This window comes from Hymenobacter actinosclerus (assembly GCF_900111515.1).
GTDB classification, from domain to species: Bacteria; Bacteroidota; Bacteroidia; order Cytophagales; family Hymenobacteraceae; genus Hymenobacter; species Hymenobacter actinosclerus.
Window position 1 is genome coordinate 1,058,655 of record NZ_FOHS01000002.1, and the last position, 18,310, is coordinate 1,076,964.

General features: G+C 63.0%; 17 protein-coding genes. 10 read left to right on the forward strand and 7 right to left on the reverse strand.

Going from position 1 to position 18,310, the window contains the following annotated elements; genetic code table 11:
* Window positions 1-71: 71 nt before the first annotated feature.
* Complete coding sequence (locus tag BMY67_RS10840; RefSeq protein ID WP_092771311.1) at window positions 72-1,613, reverse strand: glycosyltransferase family 39 protein; 1,542 nt, start codon at window positions 1,611-1,613, stop codon at window positions 72-74.
* A 30-nt stretch (window positions 1,614-1,643) separates the two neighbouring features.
* On the reverse strand, window positions 1,644-1,889 hold the full coding sequence (locus tag BMY67_RS10845) for a hypothetical protein (RefSeq protein WP_092771313.1): 246 nt from the start codon (window positions 1,887-1,889) through the stop codon (window positions 1,644-1,646).
* Between the two features lie 235 nt (window positions 1,890-2,124).
* On the opposite strand from BMY67_RS10845, the gene BMY67_RS10850 reads away from it, so the two are divergent.
* A complete protein-coding gene (locus BMY67_RS10850; RefSeq protein WP_092771315.1) occupies window positions 2,125-3,474 on the forward strand; it encodes a YfcC family protein in 1,350 nt (449 codons plus the stop codon).
* A gap of 71 nt (window positions 3,475-3,545) precedes the next feature.
* Here the strand turns inward: BMY67_RS10850 and BMY67_RS10855 are convergent, their stop codons facing one another.
* Window positions 3,546-3,935 carry a DUF6960 family protein gene (locus BMY67_RS10855; protein WP_092771317.1) on the reverse strand — a complete coding sequence of 130 codons (390 nt, stop codon included), beginning with the start codon at window positions 3,933-3,935 and terminating at the stop codon, window positions 3,546-3,548.
* A 412-nt stretch (window positions 3,936-4,347) separates the two neighbouring features.
* On the opposite strand from BMY67_RS10855, the gene BMY67_RS10860 reads away from it, so the two are divergent.
* The 9 genes from BMY67_RS10860 (at window position 4,348) to trpS (ending at window position 14,983) form a co-directional block, all read left to right on the forward strand.
* Entirely contained in the window at window positions 4,348-5,769 is a 1,422-nt protein-coding gene (locus BMY67_RS10860) for a hypothetical protein (protein WP_092771319.1), read from the forward strand.
* Window positions 5,770-5,997: 228 nt separating this feature from the next.
* On the forward strand, window positions 5,998-7,851 hold the full coding sequence (locus tag BMY67_RS10865) for an alpha-amylase family glycosyl hydrolase (RefSeq protein ID WP_245745000.1): 1,854 nt from the start codon (window positions 5,998-6,000) through the stop codon (window positions 7,849-7,851).
* A gap of 190 nt (window positions 7,852-8,041) precedes the next feature.
* Window positions 8,042-9,892 carry a glycosyltransferase gene (locus BMY67_RS10870; protein ID WP_092771323.1) on the forward strand — a complete coding sequence of 617 codons (1,851 nt, stop codon included), beginning with the start codon at window positions 8,042-8,044 and terminating at the stop codon, window positions 9,890-9,892.
* A gap of 81 nt (window positions 9,893-9,973) precedes the next feature.
* Window positions 9,974-10,813: a DUF4198 domain-containing protein gene (locus BMY67_RS10875; RefSeq protein ID WP_092771325.1), complete on the forward strand. Its 840-nt coding sequence runs from the start codon at window positions 9,974-9,976 to the stop codon at window positions 10,811-10,813.
* Between the two features lie 102 nt (window positions 10,814-10,915).
* On the forward strand, window positions 10,916-11,290 hold the full coding sequence (locus BMY67_RS10880) for an STAS domain-containing protein (RefSeq protein WP_019947928.1): 375 nt from the start codon (window positions 10,916-10,918) through the stop codon (window positions 11,288-11,290).
* A gap of 96 nt (window positions 11,291-11,386) precedes the next feature.
* Window positions 11,387-12,304, forward strand: coding sequence for a ribonuclease Z (locus tag BMY67_RS10885; RefSeq protein ID WP_092771327.1), 918 nt, complete (start codon window positions 11,387-11,389; stop codon window positions 12,302-12,304).
* Window positions 12,305-12,476: 172 nt separating this feature from the next.
* Window positions 12,477-13,229 (forward strand): queuosine precursor transporter, encoded by a 753-nt coding sequence (locus BMY67_RS10890; protein WP_092771329.1) that lies wholly within the window; start codon window positions 12,477-12,479, stop codon window positions 13,227-13,229.
* Window positions 13,230-13,251: 22 nt separating this feature from the next.
* Entirely contained in the window at window positions 13,252-13,914 is a 663-nt protein-coding gene (locus tag BMY67_RS10895) for a hypothetical protein (protein WP_092771331.1), read from the forward strand.
* A gap of 91 nt (window positions 13,915-14,005) precedes the next feature.
* Window positions 14,006-14,983: a tryptophan--tRNA ligase gene (trpS, locus tag BMY67_RS10900; protein WP_092771333.1), complete on the forward strand. Its 978-nt coding sequence runs from the start codon at window positions 14,006-14,008 to the stop codon at window positions 14,981-14,983.
* A 109-nt stretch (window positions 14,984-15,092) separates the two neighbouring features.
* Here trpS and BMY67_RS10905 read toward each other — a convergent pair whose 3' ends face one another.
* The 4 genes from BMY67_RS10905 to BMY67_RS10920 form a co-directional block, all read right to left on the reverse strand.
* Window positions 15,093-15,953: a hypothetical protein gene (locus BMY67_RS10905; protein ID WP_092771335.1), complete on the reverse strand. Its 861-nt coding sequence runs from the start codon at window positions 15,951-15,953 to the stop codon at window positions 15,093-15,095.
* 106 nt (window positions 15,954-16,059) lie between these two features.
* Window positions 16,060-17,199, reverse strand: coding sequence for a CaiB/BaiF CoA transferase family protein (locus BMY67_RS10910; protein ID WP_092771337.1), 1,140 nt, complete (start codon window positions 17,197-17,199; stop codon window positions 16,060-16,062).
* A 53-nt stretch (window positions 17,200-17,252) separates the two neighbouring features.
* The gene (locus tag BMY67_RS10915; protein WP_092771339.1) at window positions 17,253-17,942 is read right to left on the reverse strand and encodes an ATP-binding cassette domain-containing protein; all 690 of its coding nucleotides are present in this window, start codon (window positions 17,940-17,942) and stop codon (window positions 17,253-17,255) included.
* A complete protein-coding gene (locus BMY67_RS10920) occupies window positions 17,942-18,277 on the reverse strand; it encodes a hypothetical protein (protein WP_143069784.1) in 336 nt (111 codons plus the stop codon). The genes BMY67_RS10915 and BMY67_RS10920 overlap by 1 nt, the downstream gene beginning before the upstream one ends.
* Window positions 18,278-18,310: the final 33 nt, after the last annotated feature.

Below are 18,310 nucleotides of genomic sequence, written 5' to 3' on the forward strand. Positions count from 1 at the left end.
GTAGGAGGCTGTGAAGTTCGCCCAAAATGTGCGGAAAGCAAACCTGGGGCATATCCACCCGAAACCCACCTTCAAAACTGCCCCCAGGCGGCCAGCTCGCGGCGGTGCCGCCTGGCGGTGTAGGCCAGGATGGCAGTGTCGGGCTGGAAACCAAGGCGGATGCGCGTGCCCCGCTCGCGGGCGTAAGGGTTGCGCACCTCCCCCACCGTTTGCAGGGTTTGGAAGTGCTTTTCCAGGCCCGGCGTGGGCTCTTCTTCCACTAGCAGAATGTATTGCCAGCCGCCGGGTGGCGTAGGGGGCTGCCAGAACAGGTAGCTGCCGTTGAAGCTGTTAGCCGGAGGCAAGTCGTGGCGGCGGTTGTAGTAGTTGATAGCGCCGGCCTGGCCGTAGTTGTCCGTCAGGATGAAGGTGTGGCCTTGGGCGGCGGCGGGCAGGGCGGCGTAGGCGGCGTGCGTTTTGGCGGCCAGTTCGCGCCAGCCCAGCATGTCGGCAAAGTCCTGGGGCAGCGGGTGGTCGCGGCCGTCTTCCCAGCGCAACACGCCCAGCTTCTGGTAGCGTGCACCCAGCGCCAGCATGCCGGCGGGCGGCTCGGTAGTGAACAGCAGCGGCAGAATTCGGAGGCTGAGTGCCAGGGGCAGCCCCAGCAGCGCCGGCCGGAGCACCTGCCCCAGCCGCGGCCGACTGCTTAGCCACTGCTGCCACCACGCGGCGCCAGCGGCCAGCAGCAGCGGGTAGTAGCCCAGGGCGTAGTAGTCTTTGCCATGCAGCAGCGTGAGCAGCAGCAAGCCGGCCACGTACACCAGCCCCAGCGCCCGGTAGGGTTGCAGCCGCCAACTCAGCAGCAACGCCAGCAGGCCGGGCACCCACACCCAGAGGCTCAGCACGTTCATTATAGCCTGGCTTTGCCAGAAGCCGGCCACCGACACGTGCACCAGCTGACTTTCGCGCAGCAGCGCCATGTGGTGGCGCACCGGCAGCCCGTGCCCGATTTGCCAGGCCAGATTGGGCAGCCACAGCAGCAGCGCCAGGCCCACCGCCAGCCAGAACGGCCGCGTCGCCAGCACCCGCCGCAGCGGCGTGAGCAGTAGGGCCGCCACCAGCGCGGCTATATAGAACAGAGCCGAATACTTGTTGAGCAGCGCCAGCCCCAGCATGGCCCCGATGGCGTAGAGCCAGCGCGGGGCCGGCTGCTGCACGTAGCAAATCAGCCAGTAGCCGACGGCCGTAAAGGCCAGCACCTCAAACGAGTTGGGCTGAAACAGAAAGTTGAGCCGGGCGTAGGCCCCCAGCAGGTAGCTAAGGCCGGCCAGCGCCACGGCCCAGGGCCCGCCGCCCAGCCGCTGCACGGCGCGGCCCACCAGGTAAATGGTGAGGCTGCCCCAGAGCAAAGGCCAGAATTTCACCCAGAACCAGTTGCCGCCGAGTGCCAGCGTAAGCCAGCTTTGCAGGGCCGTGAGGGGCGGTACCTCGAGGTAGCCCCAGGCCAGATGGCGGCCGTAGTCGAGGTAGAGGTACTCGTCGCGGTGGAGCTCGTAGGCGCGGCTGGCCAGCCCGTAGCCGGTGGCAAACCTGAGCAGGGCCAGCAGCGCCGGCAGCAGGCGGAAGCTTTTCATAGCCCTAATATAGCCTCTGGCTGATACTTGCTACAGGTCGCGGGGCAGGCGGATGGCGGGCAGGTAGTCGCGCAGGCCGGCGGGGTGGCGGAACAGGTGGATGAACAGCAAGTGCCCGTTGCCCGACTCGCACCACTGCTCGGCGTAAAAATCGGCCACCGCAAACAGTTGCAGCCGGAAGCTGTCTTCGCGCCGCTCGGCCAGCAGCCGGCCGTGTTCGGCCAGGTACTCGGCCTGCCGGAACAGGTTCAGCGCTTTAAACTCGGCGTATTTCATGGCGGGGCAAAGGTACGGGGTGATGGGGTGATGGGGTGATGGGGTGAGGAGGTGATAGAGAAACGGTCATTCTGAGCGAAGCGGAGCGGAGTCGAAGAATCTCGCGTGCCAAAGTAATTCCTGACGACAGGGTTACCATTGCACGCGAGATTCTTCGCTCCGCTCAGAATGACCGTTCCTCTATCACCCCATCACCTCCTCACCCTATCACCCCATCCCTCCCTACCTTCGCGGCATGAAGACGATTCGCTTTCCGCACCCGCTGGTACTCCTGGTGGGCTTTATTTTGCTGGCCTGCGCGCTGAGCTACGTGTTGCCGGCCGGCGTGTTCGAGCGCCTGCCCGATGCCGCTACCGGCCGCGACGTGGTGGTGGCCGGCTCCTACCACCGCGTGCCGGCCACGCCGGTTAGCCCCCTGCAAGCCCTGGTCGATATTCCGAAAGGACTGGTCGATGCCGCCTCCGTGATTTTCCTGGTGTTCCTGGCCGGTGGCGCCTTCACGGTCGTCGACCTCACGGGGGCCCTGCGCCGGGGCGTGGATTGGCTGCTGGAGAAATTCCGGGGGCGCGAGGCGGTGGTGATTCCCATCATTTCGGTGCTGTTTGCCACGATGGGGGCGCTGGAAAATATGCAGGAGGAAATAGTGCCCCTGGTGCCGGTGCTGCTGATTCTGATGCGCCGCATCGGCTACCCGGTCATTACGGCCGCGGCCGTGAGCATCGGCTCGGCGGCGGTGGGGGCGGCGTTCAGCCCGCTCAACCCGTTTCAGGTGGGCATTGCCCAGAAGCTAGCTCAGCTGCCGCTGCTTTCGGGTGGGGGCTTTCGGCTGGTGTTTCTGCTGCTGGCCCTGGTTATCTGGATTGGCGGCACCGTGCGCTATGCCCAGCGCCACCGCATCGCGCCCGAAACCAGCGAGCAGGCCGACCCCAACGGCACGCTGGTAGCGGGCCGCAACCACGGGCTGGTGCTGGCCCTGCTGCTGGGCGGCTTCGCGTTCTTCGCCTACGGCGTGCTCAAGCTGGGCTGGGATTTCGAGCAGATGGCGGCCCTGTTCTTCACGATGGGCGTAGTGGCCGGCCTGGTGGGCGGGCTGGGCCTCACGGGCACCGCCGAGGGCTTCATCGCCGGCTTCCGCGACATTGCCTTTTCGGCGCTGCTGATTGGTTTTGCCCGCGCCATTTTCGTGGTGCTGGAGCAGGGCCAGATTGTCGATACCATCGTCAACGCCCTCTCGGCGCCACTGGCCGGGCTGCCGGCCTGGGTGGCGGCCATCGGCATGATGGGCGTGCACACGGCCCTGCACCTGCCCGTGCCCTCGGTCAGCGGCCAGGCCGTGCTCACCATGCCGCTGCTCGTGCCTCTCTCCGACCTTATCGGCCTCTCGCGCCAAGTTACCGTGCTGGCCTACCAGTACGGCGCCGGCCTCTGCGAGCTGATAACGCCCACCAACGGTGCTTTGGTGGCCATCGTGGCCGCCTGCGGCGTGCGGTTTGATGAGTGGTGGCGCTTCGTGTTCCCGCTCTACCTGCTGCTGGTCGCCCTGGGCGTGGTGGCCGTGGTGGTGGGCATTGCGGTGGGGCTGTAGCGGTGAATGAGTGACTCAGTGAATGAGTGATTTGGTGTGTCACTCATTTACCGAGTCACTCATTCACCAAATCATTGCAACGCCAGCTCATCGGCCTCGAAAACGCGCTGGATTTTGCGCTTCTTCTCAACTACCTGAAACTGGAACGCATCGGCGCGCTCGTCGAAATACACGTCGGAAATGAGGCCCTGGTGGGCGGGCGGGGCGGTGGTTTTCACCTGGTCGCCGAAGCTGAAGGGCGGCTTCTGGTAAAGCTCCTTGAACAGCTCGGGGCTCACGAAAAACTGCTGCTCGTCGTAGCGCAGGATAATCCAGTCGTCGGTTTCGTCGATTTTCTCGAACACTTTGCCCAGCGGCTCCAGCCACTCGAAGGAGCGGCGGTTGGCGGGGTGGATGTAGCGGTAGCCGTATTCGGGCGTCCAGCCGTAGAGGCCGAACACCACGGGTTTGGGTCGGGGCATAAGGGGAAACAGTAAATAACCCAAGTTGCGGGCTAAGAGCTAGCAGCTGACTCCCCTCCTTGGAAAATGTCGCGCATAGAGCGAATGTGGGCTGGGGGTGGTTGATAAGCGTTGAACGGCAGCTAAAAACCAGTTTTAGTCATCGTTCTGCCATCATCGACCACCCCAGCCCACACTCGCTCTATGCGTGACATTTTCCAAGGAGGGGAGCTAATTTTTAGCGTTAACGCCTACTCCGCAACTTGAGTTAGATAAGCGAGTGGAATCTGACCAACCTGCAAAACCAGCAAAGAGTTAGGGCAGGCCGCAAAAAATCACTAAATCCGCTGAGATTATTGACCGCTCAGCGGGTTTTCGGGGATTGAGCGCGAGTTTTCTATATTTACCCTCCCTCCTTTCTTCACTTATTCTTATGCGCCCAGTTCCCAAATCACGAACGGTAATTGTTCTATTAGCTGCCTTCGCCTTTGCCCGTTGCGGCGACCGGGAAAAAGCCGAGCCGGTTATTTCGGTTCGCGCCCTCACCAACACCACTGGCCAAGCCGCGATAGTGGTGCAGCCCGTATTCCCAACCCCGCCTACCAAGAACGACCCAGCCGCCGACTTTGACTGGGAAACCGACCTCACCCTGCCGGCCCCTGCCGAACAGCCAGCAGTGCCGGTGCCGTGGGCCCCAACGGCCAAACGGGCCTTCCCCATCCAGTGGGCCAGTGATTACTTACGGGCCGACGGCTGGGAGCTGGTTTACAACAGCAGCTCAAGGCAGAGAGTAGCGGCCAGTAAATTTTTGGTTTTCTACAACAAGTTCCGGGGCGTTATGCGCATGTACTACTATCTGAATGATGATTCGGGTGCGCTGCCGCTGAACAGTACCCTGGCCAGCACCCTGGCCATAGAAGGTAGTTACGCCGGGCAGTCGCCCTTATTAAATTTCAGCGGCCAGCAGATAGTAGATTTCACGCAGAACGCTGCCTTCGCTTCGACGCTGGAGCCACAGCCACTAAGCCGGTTTACCTGGTATGCCACGCAGGTAGAACTAACCTACGACCCTCTGATCCGGTACCAGTCTTACGATAAATTTAGCATGCGCTGGACGCTGGCCAGCTATGCTATTGCTGCGGGCACCCTGGGTGGGGCGCCCTTTTCGGCTCTACCCGTAGGGCTGCGCCATGTAGGCACTGATTTTAACGGATTGCCCCCCTCGTTCAGTGGGCCCGCCGACCTGCTGGTGCACGGCGCGAGCAGCATCGACCTGCTGCAGAATGCGGGCTTTAACACTGATGGCTTACGCCGCACGCTGCTCGACCCAATCAATAGCGACCTGCTCGATGGGGTAGTAACCCAGGCGGCGCAAACGGCCGGCACCACCCTCAAATGGAGCGTACCCGCCCAGATTGTCAGGGGGCCATCTAGTCTGCTAATCAGTCCGGCCTTGGCTCTGCCAGGTTACGACAACTCCTGGACCTCGGGAGTAGCGGTGCATTATAATGAGGTGCCGGGCGTATTTAACTTACTCGATTCGCCGGTAGTGAAGGAGCAGGAGCAGCCGGGCGAAACGTATCGTTACCGCTACACTCTGAACATACCTTCAGTTCGCTATACATTCAATCCGGCTACGATTGGCGCTGCCACCATTCGGGATATAAAGCAGACGCTGATTGCCGCCGCTGCCGACGACAGCTCGCCGACGCCTATGTACTACGTCGGGGGCACGCTTGAGGCCACGGCCGAGCTACGCGTTGTGGGCGTGCGCGTGTCGTTTGAGGTGGTGCCCACTAACGGCAGCGCACCGGTGCGCATCATTAAAACATTCAAGCCTACCATCACCAAATAAGCCCCCTACCTTCCGCTGGCGGGCGGGCTAAGCCAAGCGGAGCAAAGTAGTTGGCTGCTGCTGCCCGATAAACCGCCCGATGCCCCCAGAACCTATGCGGCCTACGTCCAGCCAACCGCAGTAGCCGCGTTGCCAGCCAGGCGAGGGATACAACCCCAGCCCGCTTTTACGGGTATCTGAGAAACTACCCGCTTTTGTGGGCGCTTTATTTTTCAGTATTTCTGCCTGATGCCAACCCTTCTTACCCCGGATGCTACTGCCGGCCCTCTAACCACCCCCGCAACTGCCCCCACCCTGCTGCAGGGCGGCATGGGCGCCCGGCCCCACACGGGCGGCACCACGTTCCGGGTGTGGGCGCCGGCCGCCACCGCCGTTTCGGTGCTGGGCCCTTTCAATGAGTGGAATGCCGACTCGCACCCGCTCACGGCCGAAGAAGACGGCTACTGGGCGGCCGACTTCGCCGACCTCGGGTCCGGCACCGAGTACAAGTTCCACCTGACCACGCCCCACGGCGAGCTGACCAAAAACGACCCCTACGCCCGCCAGGTAACCCATTCGGCCGGCAGCTCGGTGGTAGTCGACCCTAATTTCGACTGGGAAGACGACGCTTTTCAGATGCCGGCCTGGAACGAACTGGTGATTTACGAGCTGCACATCGGCACCTTTTACGCCCCCGACCCCGAGCGGCCCGGCACCTTCTACGACGCCATCGAAAAGCTCGATTACCTGCGCGAGCTGGGCATCAACGCCGTGGAAATCATGCCCGCGGCGGCGTTTCCGGGCCGCCTGAGCTGGGGCTACAACCCCGCGCACCCGTTTGCTATTGATGGGGATTACGGCGGGCCGGCCGGCTTCCAGGAGTTCATCAAGCAGGCCCACCGCCGCGGCATCGCCGTGATTCTGGACGTGGTGTACAATCACTTCGGCCCCGGCGACCTGGACTTATGGCAGTTCGACGGCTGGCAGGAAAACGACGGCGGCGGCATCTACTTCTACAACGACTGGCGCGCCGAGACGCCCTGGGGCCACAACCGCCCCGACTACGGCCGCCCGGCCGTGCGCCGCTACATCCTCGACAACGCGCTCATGTGGCTCGAAGACTACCGCCTCGACGGGCTGCGCTGCGACGCCATTGCCCACGTGCGCAACGTGAACGGCACCACCGACCCCGCCCACGACCTGCCCGACGGCTATAGCCTGATGCGCTGGATAAACGAGGAAGTGCGCGCCCGCATGCCCTGGAAAATCATGATTGCCGAGGATTTGCTCGGCGACGACTACATCACCCGCGCCCCCGAAGACGGCGGCCAGGGCTTTTCCAGCCAGTGGGACGCCCGCTTCGTGTACCCCATCCGCGACGCGCTGACTACGCCCGATGACGCCGACCGCAGCATGCCGGCCGTGGCCGAGGCCGTGCTGCACCGCTACAACGGCGAGTCGTTTCAGCGGGTGGTGTACACCGAAAGCCACGACGAAGTAGCGAACGGCAAGGCCCGGGTGCCCGAGGAAATCATGCCCGGCGCGGCGGCCTCCTGGTTTCCCAAAAAACGCTCGACCCTGGGTGCGGCGCTGGTGCTCACGGTGCCCGGCATCCCCATGATTTTCCAGGGCCAGACCATGCTGGCCGACGGCTCCTTCTCCGACGACCAGCCCCTCGACTGGACCCGCGCCGACGAGCACGCCGGCCTCGTGCGCCTGTACAAAGACCTGATTGCCCTGCGCCGCAACCACGCCGGCCACACCCGCGGGTTGCTGGGCCAGCACGCCGAAGTGCACCACCTCAACGACGAGCAGAAGGTGCTGGCCTTCATCCGCCGCGACCAGGGCGGCCCCGGCGACACCACGGTGGTGCTGTGCAACTTCGCCGACCAGAGCCACGCCGACTACCGCTTGGGCCTGCCCCGCGCCGGCCGCTGGCACGTGCGCTTCAACTCCGACTGGGCTGGCTACGACCAGGAGTTCGGCAACTTCGAAAGCGTGGATTGCGAGGCCGAGGAAGGCATTTACGACGACCAACCCTTCCACGGAACCTTCGGCCTGGCTCCCTACTCGGTGCTGATTCTGTCGCAGCAACCGGGGTAGTTTTGCGCTATTCGAGTTAGCCAGAACGGCGTAGAGACGCAATATTTTGCGTCTCGTCGTTGAACAATAATGCGTAATAGTCAGCGTCAGCAACGACGGGACGCAAAATATTGCGTCCCTACGCCGTTCTGGCAGGAGTTTTTAGCTCCCGACTTGTAGCTTGTAGCTCCAAACCCACTCTCTGCCGCCAATGCCCACGTCTTCATCTCCCCCTACCCCACCCGCATCTACCATTCCCGACGATACTCTGCTGGTGGAGGTAGCCTGGGAAGTCTGCAACCAGGTGGGCGGCATTTACACCGTTATCCGGAGCAAGGTGCCGGCCACGCGGCAGGTGTGGGGCGGGCGCTACTGCCTGCTGGGCCCCTATTTCCCGCAACAGGCCCAGGGCGAGTTCGAGCCCGACGATGAGAACCTGCTAGCTTCCTCCGAAGACTCGTTTGCCAGCGCCGTGCGGGCCATGCGGGCGCTGGGCTACCAGGTGCAGCTGGGCACCTGGCTCGTCACGGGCCGCCCCCGCGTCGTGCTGATTGACCCGTTTCAGGTGTATCCGCAGCTCGATGCCATCAAGGCCGACCTCTGGAACGACCACCACATTCCGGTGCCCGCCGCCGACGATTTGCTGCACCAGGTAGTGGCCTTCGGCGAGCTGGCCAAAGTGTTTCTGACGCTGCTGGCCGCCGAAACAGCGCCGCCCCGGCAGCTGATTGCCCACTTCCACGAGTGGATGACCGGCGTGGCCATTCCGGCACTGCGCCGCGAGCAGGTGCCGGTGCAGGTGGTGTTCACGACCCACGCCACGCTGCTGGGCCGCTACCTGGCCATGAACGACCCCAACTTCTACGACCACCTCATGCAGGTGGACTGGCTGGCGGAGGCCCGGCGCTTCAACATCGAGCCGGCCGTAACCATGGAGCGCGCCGCCGCCCACGGGGCCCACGTGTTCACGACGGTAAGCGAGCTGACGGTGCGCGAGTGCATTTACCTGCTCGACCGGATTCCGGACGCGGTGCTGCCCAACGGCCTCAACATCGAGCGGTTTGTGGCTTTGCACGAGTTCCAGAACCTGCACCAGCAGTACAAAAACAAGATTCACGAGTTCGTGATGGCCCACTTCTTCCAGAGCTACTCGTTTGATCTGGATAAGACGCTGTACCTGTTCACGAGTGGGCGCTACGAATACCACAACAAGGGCTTCGACCTGACGCTGGAGGCCCTGGCCCGGCTCAACTACCGCCTGCAGCAAAGTGGCCTGGAGGGGCAGGTAGTCATGTTTTTTATCACCAAGCGGCCCTTCACCAGCATCAACCCGCAGGTGCTGCAGAGCCGGGCCGTGCTGGAGGAAGTGCGCGAAACCTGCGAGGCCATCGAGCGGCAGGTGGGCGAGCGGCTGTTTTTTGCCGCCGCCGCCTCCGACGACAACCGCCTGCCCGACCTGAGCACGATGGTGGACGACTACTGGCGCCTGCGTTACCGCCGCACGCTGCAAAGCTGGAAAACCCAGGCCCTGCCCCCCGTCATCACCCACAACCTGGTCGATGACCAAACTGATGACATCCTCAACTTCCTGCGCCGCGCCAACCTGGTAAACAACCAGCACGACCGGGTGAAAATCGTGTACCACCCCGACTTCGTGTCGCCCACCTCGCCCCTGTTCGGCATGGAGTACGGCCAGTTCGTGCGCGGCTGCCACCTGGGCGTGTTTCCGAGCTACTACGAGCCCTGGGGCTACACGCCCCTCGAATGCGTGGCCCGCGGCGTACCGGCCATCACCTCCGACCTCTCGGGCTTCGGCGACTATGTGCTGCAAAACGTGCCTGCCCACGACGAGCAGGGCATTTTCGTGGTGCATCGCCAGGAAAAAAGCTTCGACGAATCTGCCGAGGAGCTCACCGACATGCTCTGGCAGTTCGTGCAGCTCAACCGCCGCGAGCGAATCATGCAGCGCAACAACGTGGAAAGCTCGGCCGAAATGTTCGACTGGAAAAACCTGCGCGTGTACTACGAGCACGCCTACCAGCTGGCCCTGGAGCGGGCCTGAGCAGTGAGTAAATCACGGCTGTACTAACGGAGTTTTGGCCGCCAGCGCAGATTTATTTCACTCGCCTGTTCTCCCCACCGCATGAGACGCCTCCCATCTGCCCTGCTGATTCTGCTGCTGACGGCCACTTCGGCGGCGCTGGCTCATGAGTTCTGGCTGGAGCCGGCGCGGTTTGTGGTAGCCCCGGGTGCCAGCGTACACCTGCGGCGGCTGGCAGGCGAGGATTTTCGGGGCGAGGCCTGGGCCGGCCGGAGCCGCCGCCTGGTGCTGCTGCGTCACTACGCGCCCGGCGCGGCTCCGGCCGATTTGCGCCTGTCCGCCCCCAGCCCCGACGATACCATCCAGAGCACCGTCACGTTCACTCAGCCCGGCACCCACCTGGTAGCGCTGGCCACCAACAACGCCGCCATTACCCTGGAGGCCGACAGGTTTTCGGCCTACCTCCGGGAAGAGGGCCTCGACAACGTACTGGCCCTGCGCGAGCAGCGGGGCCAGACCACCGCGCCCGGCCGCGAAGCTTACCGGCGCTGCGCCAAAACGCTGGTGCAGGCCGGCGCGCCCAACCCCGCCGATACGGCCCGCGCCTGGGCCCGGCCGGTGGGCCTGCCGCTGGAGCTGGTGCCCGAGCAGAACCCCTATTTGCTGAGTCCCGAAGCCCCACTAACGGTGCGCGTGCTGCGCAATGGCCAGCCCGTTGCGGGCCAGCTGGTGCGGCTGTGGCGGCGCGGCGCCCGGCCCCGCGCGCTGCTGCAGAAACTGCGCAGCAACCAAAACGGTCGGGTGTTGTTACATTTGTCCGGTCCGGGTCCGTACCTGGTCAGCACCGTGCGCATGGAGAGTGTGCCGGCCGCTACCGGAGCCGACTGGCAGAGTACCTGGAGCACGCTGACCTTCGGGCTGGCGGGCAAAACCCGGCCGTAGGGTTTGCCAGGCCCGTTTTCTGGGCTTCACCCAGGATTCACGCCCAACGGCTTTTTTTGTTACCTTCGCAATTACTCCCAAACAACCGAACCGACCTGCGGTATGAAGTACTCCATCGATAAAAAAGAAACCTACACCATCATCACGATTGACGAAAAAAAGCTCGACACTACTGTTGCGCCCGATTTGAAGTCGGAATTCGTGAAGCTTAACGCCGAGGGCATCAACAACCTGATCCTGGACCTGAGCAACGTAAAATACACCGACTCGTCGGGCCTGAGCTCCATCCTGATTGCCAACCGCCTGTGCAACTCGACCGGTGGCCTGCTGGTGATGACCGGCCTGCAGGACCACGTCATGAAGCTCATCACTATCAGCAAGCTCGAATCGGTACTGCACATTCTGCCCACCGTGGAAGAAGGTATCGACCGCATCTTCCTGCACGCCATCGAGCGCGACCTCACCAGCAAAGAGTAATTTTTTTAGCCGCACGCCCCAAGCTGCAAGCTGCAAGCTGATGTTCAACCTTCAGCTCGTGGCTTGCAGCTTGTAGCTTGCGGCTTGTAGCTTTCTATGGAGTTTGAGCTGAAAATCCTGGGCAGTGCTTCGGCCACCCCGTTTCTCGACCGCCACCACACGGCCCAGGTGCTGAGCGTCGGCGGCACGCCCTACCTCATCGACTGCGGCGAGGGCACCCAGCGGCGGCTGCTCGAATACAAGCTGCGTCCCCAGCGGCTGCAAACTATTTTCATCAGCCACCTGCACGGCGACCACTTCTTCGGGCTGTTCGGGCTGCTGGGCACCATGAACCTGACCGGCCGCACCGAGCCACTGCAACTGTTCGGCCCCGCCGGCCTCGATGAAATCCTGACCACCCAGTTCCGGCATTCGCACACCCACCTCAACTTCGCGCTGGAGTTCACGGCCGTTGAAACCACCGAGCACCGGCTGATTTTCGAAGACAAGAACCTGACGGTGCACTCGCTGCCCATGCGCCACCGCATTCCGTGCTGCGGCTACCTGTTCCGCGAGAAGCCCAAGCGCCGCCGCCTGCTGGCCGCGCAGTTGCCCGCCGGCCTGCTGCCGGCCCAGCTCACGGCCCTCACGCTGGGCGAAGACGTGCGCGACGAGGCCGGCCAGCTGCTGGCCCTGAACGCGGCCGTTACCACCGAGCCCAAGCACGCCCGCAGCTACGCCTTCTGCTCCGATACGCTCTACACCGAAACCCTGGCCGAGCTGGTGCACGGCGTCGACCTGCTCTACCACGAGGCTACGTTCCTGGACGATATGCGCGAGCGGGCCGCCATTACCCACCACAGCACCGCCCGCCAGGCCGGCCTGCTGGCCCGCCGCGCCGAGGTGCAGCGCCTGCTCATCGGCCACTTTTCGAGCCGCTACCGCGACCTGGAGCCGTTGCTGGCCGAGGCCAAAACCCAGTTTTCGTGGACCAGTCTGGCGCTGGAAGGCAGCACGTTTTCGGTGGCCGAGTAGGAGTTGCTGGAGAATAATGCAAACGTTTGTCATGCTGAGCGAAGGCGGAGCCGGAGTCGAAGCATCTCTACCGCATTGGTCATCATACTGAATGCAACGAAGCGGTAGAGATGCTCCGCCTTCGCTCAGCATGACCATGTTGTTGCGTCCCCCTATCCCCCTGTCCTTCCCTATGCCCGCCAAAACCTTCGCCCACAAAAAGCAGCAGCTCTACCTCGTGCTCAGCGGTATTTTTATCGTGAATGCGCTGCTGGCCGAAATCATTGGGGTGAAGATTTTTTCGGTCGATAAGCTGATGGGGCTGCCCGGCAACCTCACGGCGGGCGTCATCATCTGGCCCGTAGTATTCATCACCACCGATATTATCAACGAGTACTTCGGGCGCGAGGGCGTGCTGCGCGTGAGCTTCCTCACGGTGGGCTTGATTCTGTACGCCTTCCTCGTGATTCTGGCCACTACCGAGCTGCCGCCGGCCCAGTTCTGGCTCGATGTCAACAGCACCGACTCGCAGGGCCGACCATTCAATATCGACTTCGCCTACCACAGCATTTTCCGGCAGGGCCTGGGCATTATCATCGGCTCGCTTACGGCCTTTATCATCGGACAGGTGCTCGATGCCAGCATCTTCCAGTGGTTCCGGCGCGTGGCGGGCGGGCGCTACATCTGGCTGCGGGCTACCGGCTCCACGCTCGTTTCCCAGCTCGTCGATTCGGTAGTCGTGCTGTTCGTGGCCTTCTATGTGTTTGGCAACTGGACGCTAAACCAGGTGCTGGAAGTGGCCAACACCAATTACTGGTATAAATTCGCGGCGGCCATCCTGCTCACGCCCCTACTCTACCTCGCCCACTACGTCATCGACCAGTATCTGGGCAAGGACGAAACCGAGGTGCTGCAGGAGCAGGCCGAGGCTGATGTCAGCGTGTAACTACTGCTTTTCTACTAACCATATGATTCGTTTTTTAGCACTATTCGTTGGCTTACTACTGCCCCAGGCCCTTTTGGCCCAGTACAAATCCTTCGAAGCAGGCACTTATGTGCTGGCTGATAACCGCCAGTTGCTGCATTCGGCCAAGTTGAAGCTGCGGAACGAAAACACGCTTCTCGTTAAAGACGGCAAGAGTGAAAAGCAACCGCTAAATCCTGAGGATATACTCTGGTTTCAGGTGGGCAAACACCGGTTCGTACCTGTCGGCGGATTTCAGGTTGATGATGGTTTTAGTGGTAGCGATGTACAACGTGGTTTCGCAGAATTTCTCGACAGCGGCCAGGTAAAGCTTTATGAGTACCGATTCTTCGCGGCCAATGCATCCCCTGTGCTGGGCAGTAACAAAGGCTTTGTTGGCGGTGGCGGAGCATCGTGGAAGACGGTGTACTTGCTGCAACCGGCCGGCCAGTCGGATTTTACCGTGGTAAGCGCCAATAACTGGGGGGGCGTCAGCCGGGAATTCCGCGAGACAATAGCCCCTCTTGTTACCGGCCGGCCCGATTTGCAGAAGCTACTGGCCGACGATACCATCTTTATGGAAAACCTAGTTCCGTTTGTTCGCTCCCTCAACCGCGGTCTGCCTACGGCGGCTCCGGCCCCGCTGCCCACTGCCGGATCCAATTAAACAGCTATTACAGCGTTTTTCGCTGCCGAAATGGCTAATTTTTCAACATCAAGCTAACAGCTAACCGCTGCTGGCTAATAGCTTAAAATACATGTCCCGCATCCTTACCGGCATCCAGAGTACCGGGCGCCCACACTTGGGCAACCTGCTCGGCGCCATCCTGCCCGCCATCGAGCTGTCGAAAAGCCCGGCCAACGACTCGCTGTACTTCATTGCCGACCTGCACTCGCTGACCACTGTGCGCGACGCGGCGCTGCTGCGCGAGAACACCTACGCCGTGGCCGCCGCCTGGCTGGCCTGCGGTTTCGATACCGATAAAAACCTATTCTACCGGCAGTCCGACGTGCCGCAGGTAACCGAGCTGACCTGGTACCTAAGCTGCTTTACGCCTTACCCGATGCTGGCCAACGCGCACAGCTTCAAGGACAAGAGCGACCGGCTTTCGGACGTAAATGCGGGCCTGTTCACCTACCCCGTGCTCATGGCCGCCGACATCCTGCTCTACGACGCCGACATCGTGCCCGTGGGCAAGGACCAGGTGCAGCACCTCGAAATTGCCCGCGACATGGCCCAGGCCTTCAACAGCCGCTACGGCGACACCTTCGTGCTGCCCCGCCCGCGGGTAGATGAGCAGGTGATGCTGGTGCCCGGCGTCGATGGCCAGAAGATGAGCAAGAGCTACGGCAACACCATCGACATTTTCGTCGATGACAAGACGCTGCTCAAAACCATCAAAACCATCGTCTCGGACAGCACCCCGCTCGAAGCGCCCAAAAACCCCGATACCGACACCACGTTCAAGCTGTTCGCGCTGGTAGCCAATGCCGACCAGGTGGCCGAAATGCGCCAGAACTACCTGAATGGCGGCTACGGCTACGGCCACGCCAAGCAGGCGCTGTTCGAGGCCATTCGCACCCGCTTTGCCGAGGAGCGCGAGCGGTTCACTTTCTACAGCCAGAACCTGCCCGAAGTAGACAAAAAGCTGGCCGAGGGCGCCCGCAAAGCCCAGGCCTACGGCACGGGCGTGCTCAACAAGGTGCGCGAAAAGGTGGGCTACTCGGCGCGGTAACAAGCCAAAGATTCACCCCGACACTCAACAAAGGGCCTTCCCGGAGGCCGCTCAGCTAGTTGAGCGGCCTCCGGGAAGGCCCTTTTCGTTTTCAGAAGCGGAAGGGCTTTTAATACGGGAGGCCGTCGATGTTGTGGGGCCGCTGCTGGTTGCCGAAGCTGAAACCCACTTTGCTGCCGCGGCTGACCTGCTGGTTTTCGAGCTTCTGCTTGACGGTGATTTTCTGGATGTCGGTCATGGGCGGGGCAATAAGGTCGTTGTTGACGGCCGCAATCATGGCGCTTTCCACGAACAGGCGCAAGCCGTCCTCCGTCACGAGGTTGTCCGACATATCGTTGTCGGGCAGTTCGAGCTGCTGCACGCCTTCGAGGAAGTAGTGCCGGTCGATGTTGATGAGCAGGCGCCCGACCAGGTAGCCGGGGTCGTTGAGGCGCTGGTACTTGATGCTGTCGGCCATGAAGTTGTAGGCCATGATGTGGCCAAAAAACCGCCGCCGGAAGTCCTGCTCCACGTATTTGGTGGGCATGGGCCCATAGTCGTCGGGGAAGGTGACGATGTTGGAATGCAGCACGAACATCAGCAAATCGCCGCTGAAGCGGATGTGAAACTCCATCTCGTTCACGGGCCGGTACTCAATCAGCACCGACGAATCGAAGGCCGTTACCTTGTTGCTGAGCTCCAGAACCAGCTCCTGCGACACCTGGCGCAGCAGTTCGAACGTGTCCAGCGTCTGGCGGTAAATGGCCTGCTTGGCCGACGATTTCTGCTTGAGGCCCTCGAAAATCTGGTTGAGGCGGTCGGTAGGCGCGGCGCCCGGGTCGCCGGGGGGGTTGGGCGCTTCGCCGTCGGAGTTGGGCGTACTGGCCTGGTTGAGGTCGTGGGTGGTGCGGATGGCGGGGCGCGAATCGGTCGGCGGGCCGGTCAGGGAAGTGGGGGTTGTGGGTCGGGTGCGGGGAGTTTCTTCGTCCATGCAGCAAAAAACAGCTTGGGCGCCCGAAAAGGCGCGGGTGAGCAAAGGGGAAGCCTTATTTACGCAAAAAGTTGGCAAAGGAGCGAATCGGAGCAGTACTACCGGCTCATTCGCCGGAATCCTTATCGGCCCGGGCGCCCAGTGCCGGCGGCCCCGGCAACGTGGCGGCCACGGCCCAGGCACTACTGCGAAAAGCCACCGTACGCAACCCGGCGTGCGGAAAACCGGCGGTGGGCGGCAACAGCATGGCCCGGGCCGCCGGTTGCGCCAGCGCCTCCCCTACCGCGCGCACGGCCCCGGCCGGCACAGCGCGCTTTTCCAGTTCGGCCAGCAGCTTTTCACCCTCCACTTCCGCAATTCGCTGGCGCAACAGCTCCTCCAGCTCCTGCCGGTGGGCTACGCGGGCAGGGTTGGTAGTGAAGCGGGAATCAGCGGCCCACTCGTTTCGGTCGAGTACGGCGCAGAGCTGGCGGAACTGCCCGTCGGACCCCACGGCGAGCAGCAGCTGGGTGGCGTCGGCGGCGGTGTACACGGTGCCGTAGGGCACGATGCTGGGGTGGCCCGAGCCCAGCGGCCGGGGTTCCTGGCCCGTTACCAGAAAGCTGGCGGCCTGGTTGGCGAGCGAGGCCAGGGCGCTGTGGTGCAGCGAGACTTCGAGTAGCGCGCCGCTACCGGTTCGCTCGCGCTGGTAGAGGGCCAGCAGCAGGGCCTCCTTGAGCTGGTGCGCCGTGAGCAGGTCGATGAGGGCCACCGGCATTTTCTGGGCCGGCTGGCCGGGGCCGGCGGCGTTGAGGTGCATAAAGCCGGTTTCGGCCTGAAGCACGGCATCGTAGCCGGCGCGGGCACTTTCGGGCCCGTAGCCGGTGATGGAACCGTAGAGCAGCCGCGGGTTCAGGGCGGCGAGCGTGGCATAATCGGCCCCGAGCTTCTCGGCGTCGCCGGGCTTGTAGGAGGCCAGCACCACGTCGGCCCCGGCGGCCAGCTCGTGCAGCTGGGCCCGGCCGGCCGCGGTGGTCAGGTCGAGCACGCGGCTGGATTTGCCCCAGTTGGCGGCGCTGAAATAAGCCGAAACCGGCGCATCGGGAGCTTCGGCGGCCGTGCGCCAGTTGCGCGTTACGTCGCCGGCCGGGGCTTCAATTTTCAGCACGGTGGCCCCCAATTCGGCCAGAAACTGCCCCACCTGGGGCCCGGCCAGCACCGAAGCCAGCTCCAATACGCGTAGCTTGTGGAGGGGAAGTTTGGTCATGAGAAGGAACAAGAGAGAAGGGAAAAGGACGTTCTTTCACTAAGCACTAGCTGCTAACTGCTAATATACCCTCGGTCGCGCAGGCCTTCGCGGGGGTTGGCCAGCAATTCCAGGCGGCCGTCGTGCAGCAAATACACCACGTCGCAGAGAGCCAGCACCTGCTCGTAGCGGTGGTCGGTGAGCAGCAGGCCTTTGCGGAGTTTGACGGCCCGCATCACGTCGGCCAGCGTTTCGAGGTGCACGGGCATCACGCCGGTGAAGGGCTCGTCGAGCAGCGTGAACCGGGTATCGGCGTGCAGCAGCAACAGCACCTCCACCAGCCGCGCGGTGCCGCCCGACAGCTCGCCCACCGGCCGCTGCACCTGCGCCAGCAGCTCCGGAAAGGCGCTTAACGCGGCGGCGGCATTCACCCCGAGCAGCCGGGCCGCCGCCGCTATGGGTAGTTGGCGAGGCAGCACGGGCACCTGGGGCAGGTAGTTGAGCAGGCCCGGCTGGCGGTAGGCCGGTACCACCCGCCGCCCGTTGGCGCGCACCGAGGCATCGGCCACTTGGCGGCCCCCGGATAGGGTCTGGAGCAGCGTGGATTTGCCGCAGCCGTTGCGCCCCAGCAGGCCCACTACCTGCCCCGTCTGCACCCGCAGGTACACATCCGACAGCAGCACGCGGTTGCCAAACGCCAGCCGAATGCCGTCGGCTTCGAGCAGGTGGGCCGCGGCGGGCCGGGGTATTTCGGGAGTGCGCATCAGGCGACCAGCTGATGTAATACGCCCGCCAAAGCGCAGAAGGCTAGCGTGTCCAGCACAACCAGCGGGGCCCAGAGCTGCCAGGGGGCCAGGTGCAGGTTGCGGTAGAACCAGTACTGGTGGGGCCGCAGCCGGTGCTCCAGATAAGCAAGCAGCGGAAACGTGCCCAGCTTCATCAGCACCAGCCCCGGGCCCAGGGGCGGTGGCCAGGGCAGCTGTAGCAGGCCGGCGCCCAGGGCAGTAGCGCCCAGCACCAGGGCCGAAAGCAGTATGGTTTGGGGCAGCAGCGTGCGGTAGAACAGGGCCAGCGCCCGCAGATAGGTATTCAATGTCATAAAACCGGCTCCGTAGAAGCTCCTGCAACGCCC

Excerpts from the sequence above, each read along its gene's own strand:
- BMY67_RS10860 (WP_092771319.1), top strand. The coding sequence starts at position 4,348 with ATGCGCCCAGTTCCCAAATCACGAACGGTAATTGTTCTATTAGCTGCC.
- BMY67_RS10915 (WP_092771339.1), bottom strand. The coding sequence starts at position 17,942 with ATGCGCACTCCCGAAATACCCCGGCCCGCCGCGGCCCACCTGCTCGAA.
- BMY67_RS10880 (WP_019947928.1), top strand. The coding sequence starts at position 10,916 with ATGAAGTACTCCATCGATAAAAAAGAAACCTACACCATCATCACGATT.
- BMY67_RS10865 (WP_245745000.1), top strand. The coding sequence starts at position 5,998 with ATGCCAACCCTTCTTACCCCGGATGCTACTGCCGGCCCTCTAACCACC.
- BMY67_RS10885 (WP_092771327.1), top strand. The coding sequence starts at position 11,387 with ATGGAGTTTGAGCTGAAAATCCTGGGCAGTGCTTCGGCCACCCCGTTT.
- BMY67_RS10845 (WP_092771313.1), bottom strand. The coding sequence starts at position 1,889 with ATGAAATACGCCGAGTTTAAAGCGCTGAACCTGTTCCGGCAGGCCGAG.
- BMY67_RS10850 (WP_092771315.1), top strand. The coding sequence starts at position 2,125 with ATGAAGACGATTCGCTTTCCGCACCCGCTGGTACTCCTGGTGGGCTTT.
- BMY67_RS10870 (WP_092771323.1), top strand. The coding sequence starts at position 8,042 with ATGCCCACGTCTTCATCTCCCCCTACCCCACCCGCATCTACCATTCCC.
- BMY67_RS10840 (WP_092771311.1), bottom strand. The coding sequence starts at position 1,613 with ATGAAAAGCTTCCGCCTGCTGCCGGCGCTGCTGGCCCTGCTCAGGTTT.
- BMY67_RS10905 (WP_092771335.1), bottom strand. The coding sequence starts at position 15,953 with ATGGACGAAGAAACTCCCCGCACCCGACCCACAACCCCCACTTCCCTG.
- trpS (WP_092771333.1), top strand. The coding sequence starts at position 14,006 with ATGTCCCGCATCCTTACCGGCATCCAGAGTACCGGGCGCCCACACTTG.
- BMY67_RS10855 (WP_092771317.1), bottom strand. The coding sequence starts at position 3,935 with ATGCCCCGACCCAAACCCGTGGTGTTCGGCCTCTACGGCTGGACGCCC.
- BMY67_RS10895 (WP_092771331.1), top strand. The coding sequence starts at position 13,252 with ATGATTCGTTTTTTAGCACTATTCGTTGGCTTACTACTGCCCCAGGCC.
- BMY67_RS10890 (WP_092771329.1), top strand. The coding sequence starts at position 12,477 with ATGCCCGCCAAAACCTTCGCCCACAAAAAGCAGCAGCTCTACCTCGTG.
- BMY67_RS10920 (WP_143069784.1), bottom strand. The coding sequence starts at position 18,277 with ATGACATTGAATACCTATCTGCGGGCGCTGGCCCTGTTCTACCGCACG.
- BMY67_RS10910 (WP_092771337.1), bottom strand. The coding sequence starts at position 17,199 with ATGACCAAACTTCCCCTCCACAAGCTACGCGTATTGGAGCTGGCTTCG.
- BMY67_RS10875 (WP_092771325.1), top strand. The coding sequence starts at position 9,974 with ATGAGACGCCTCCCATCTGCCCTGCTGATTCTGCTGCTGACGGCCACT.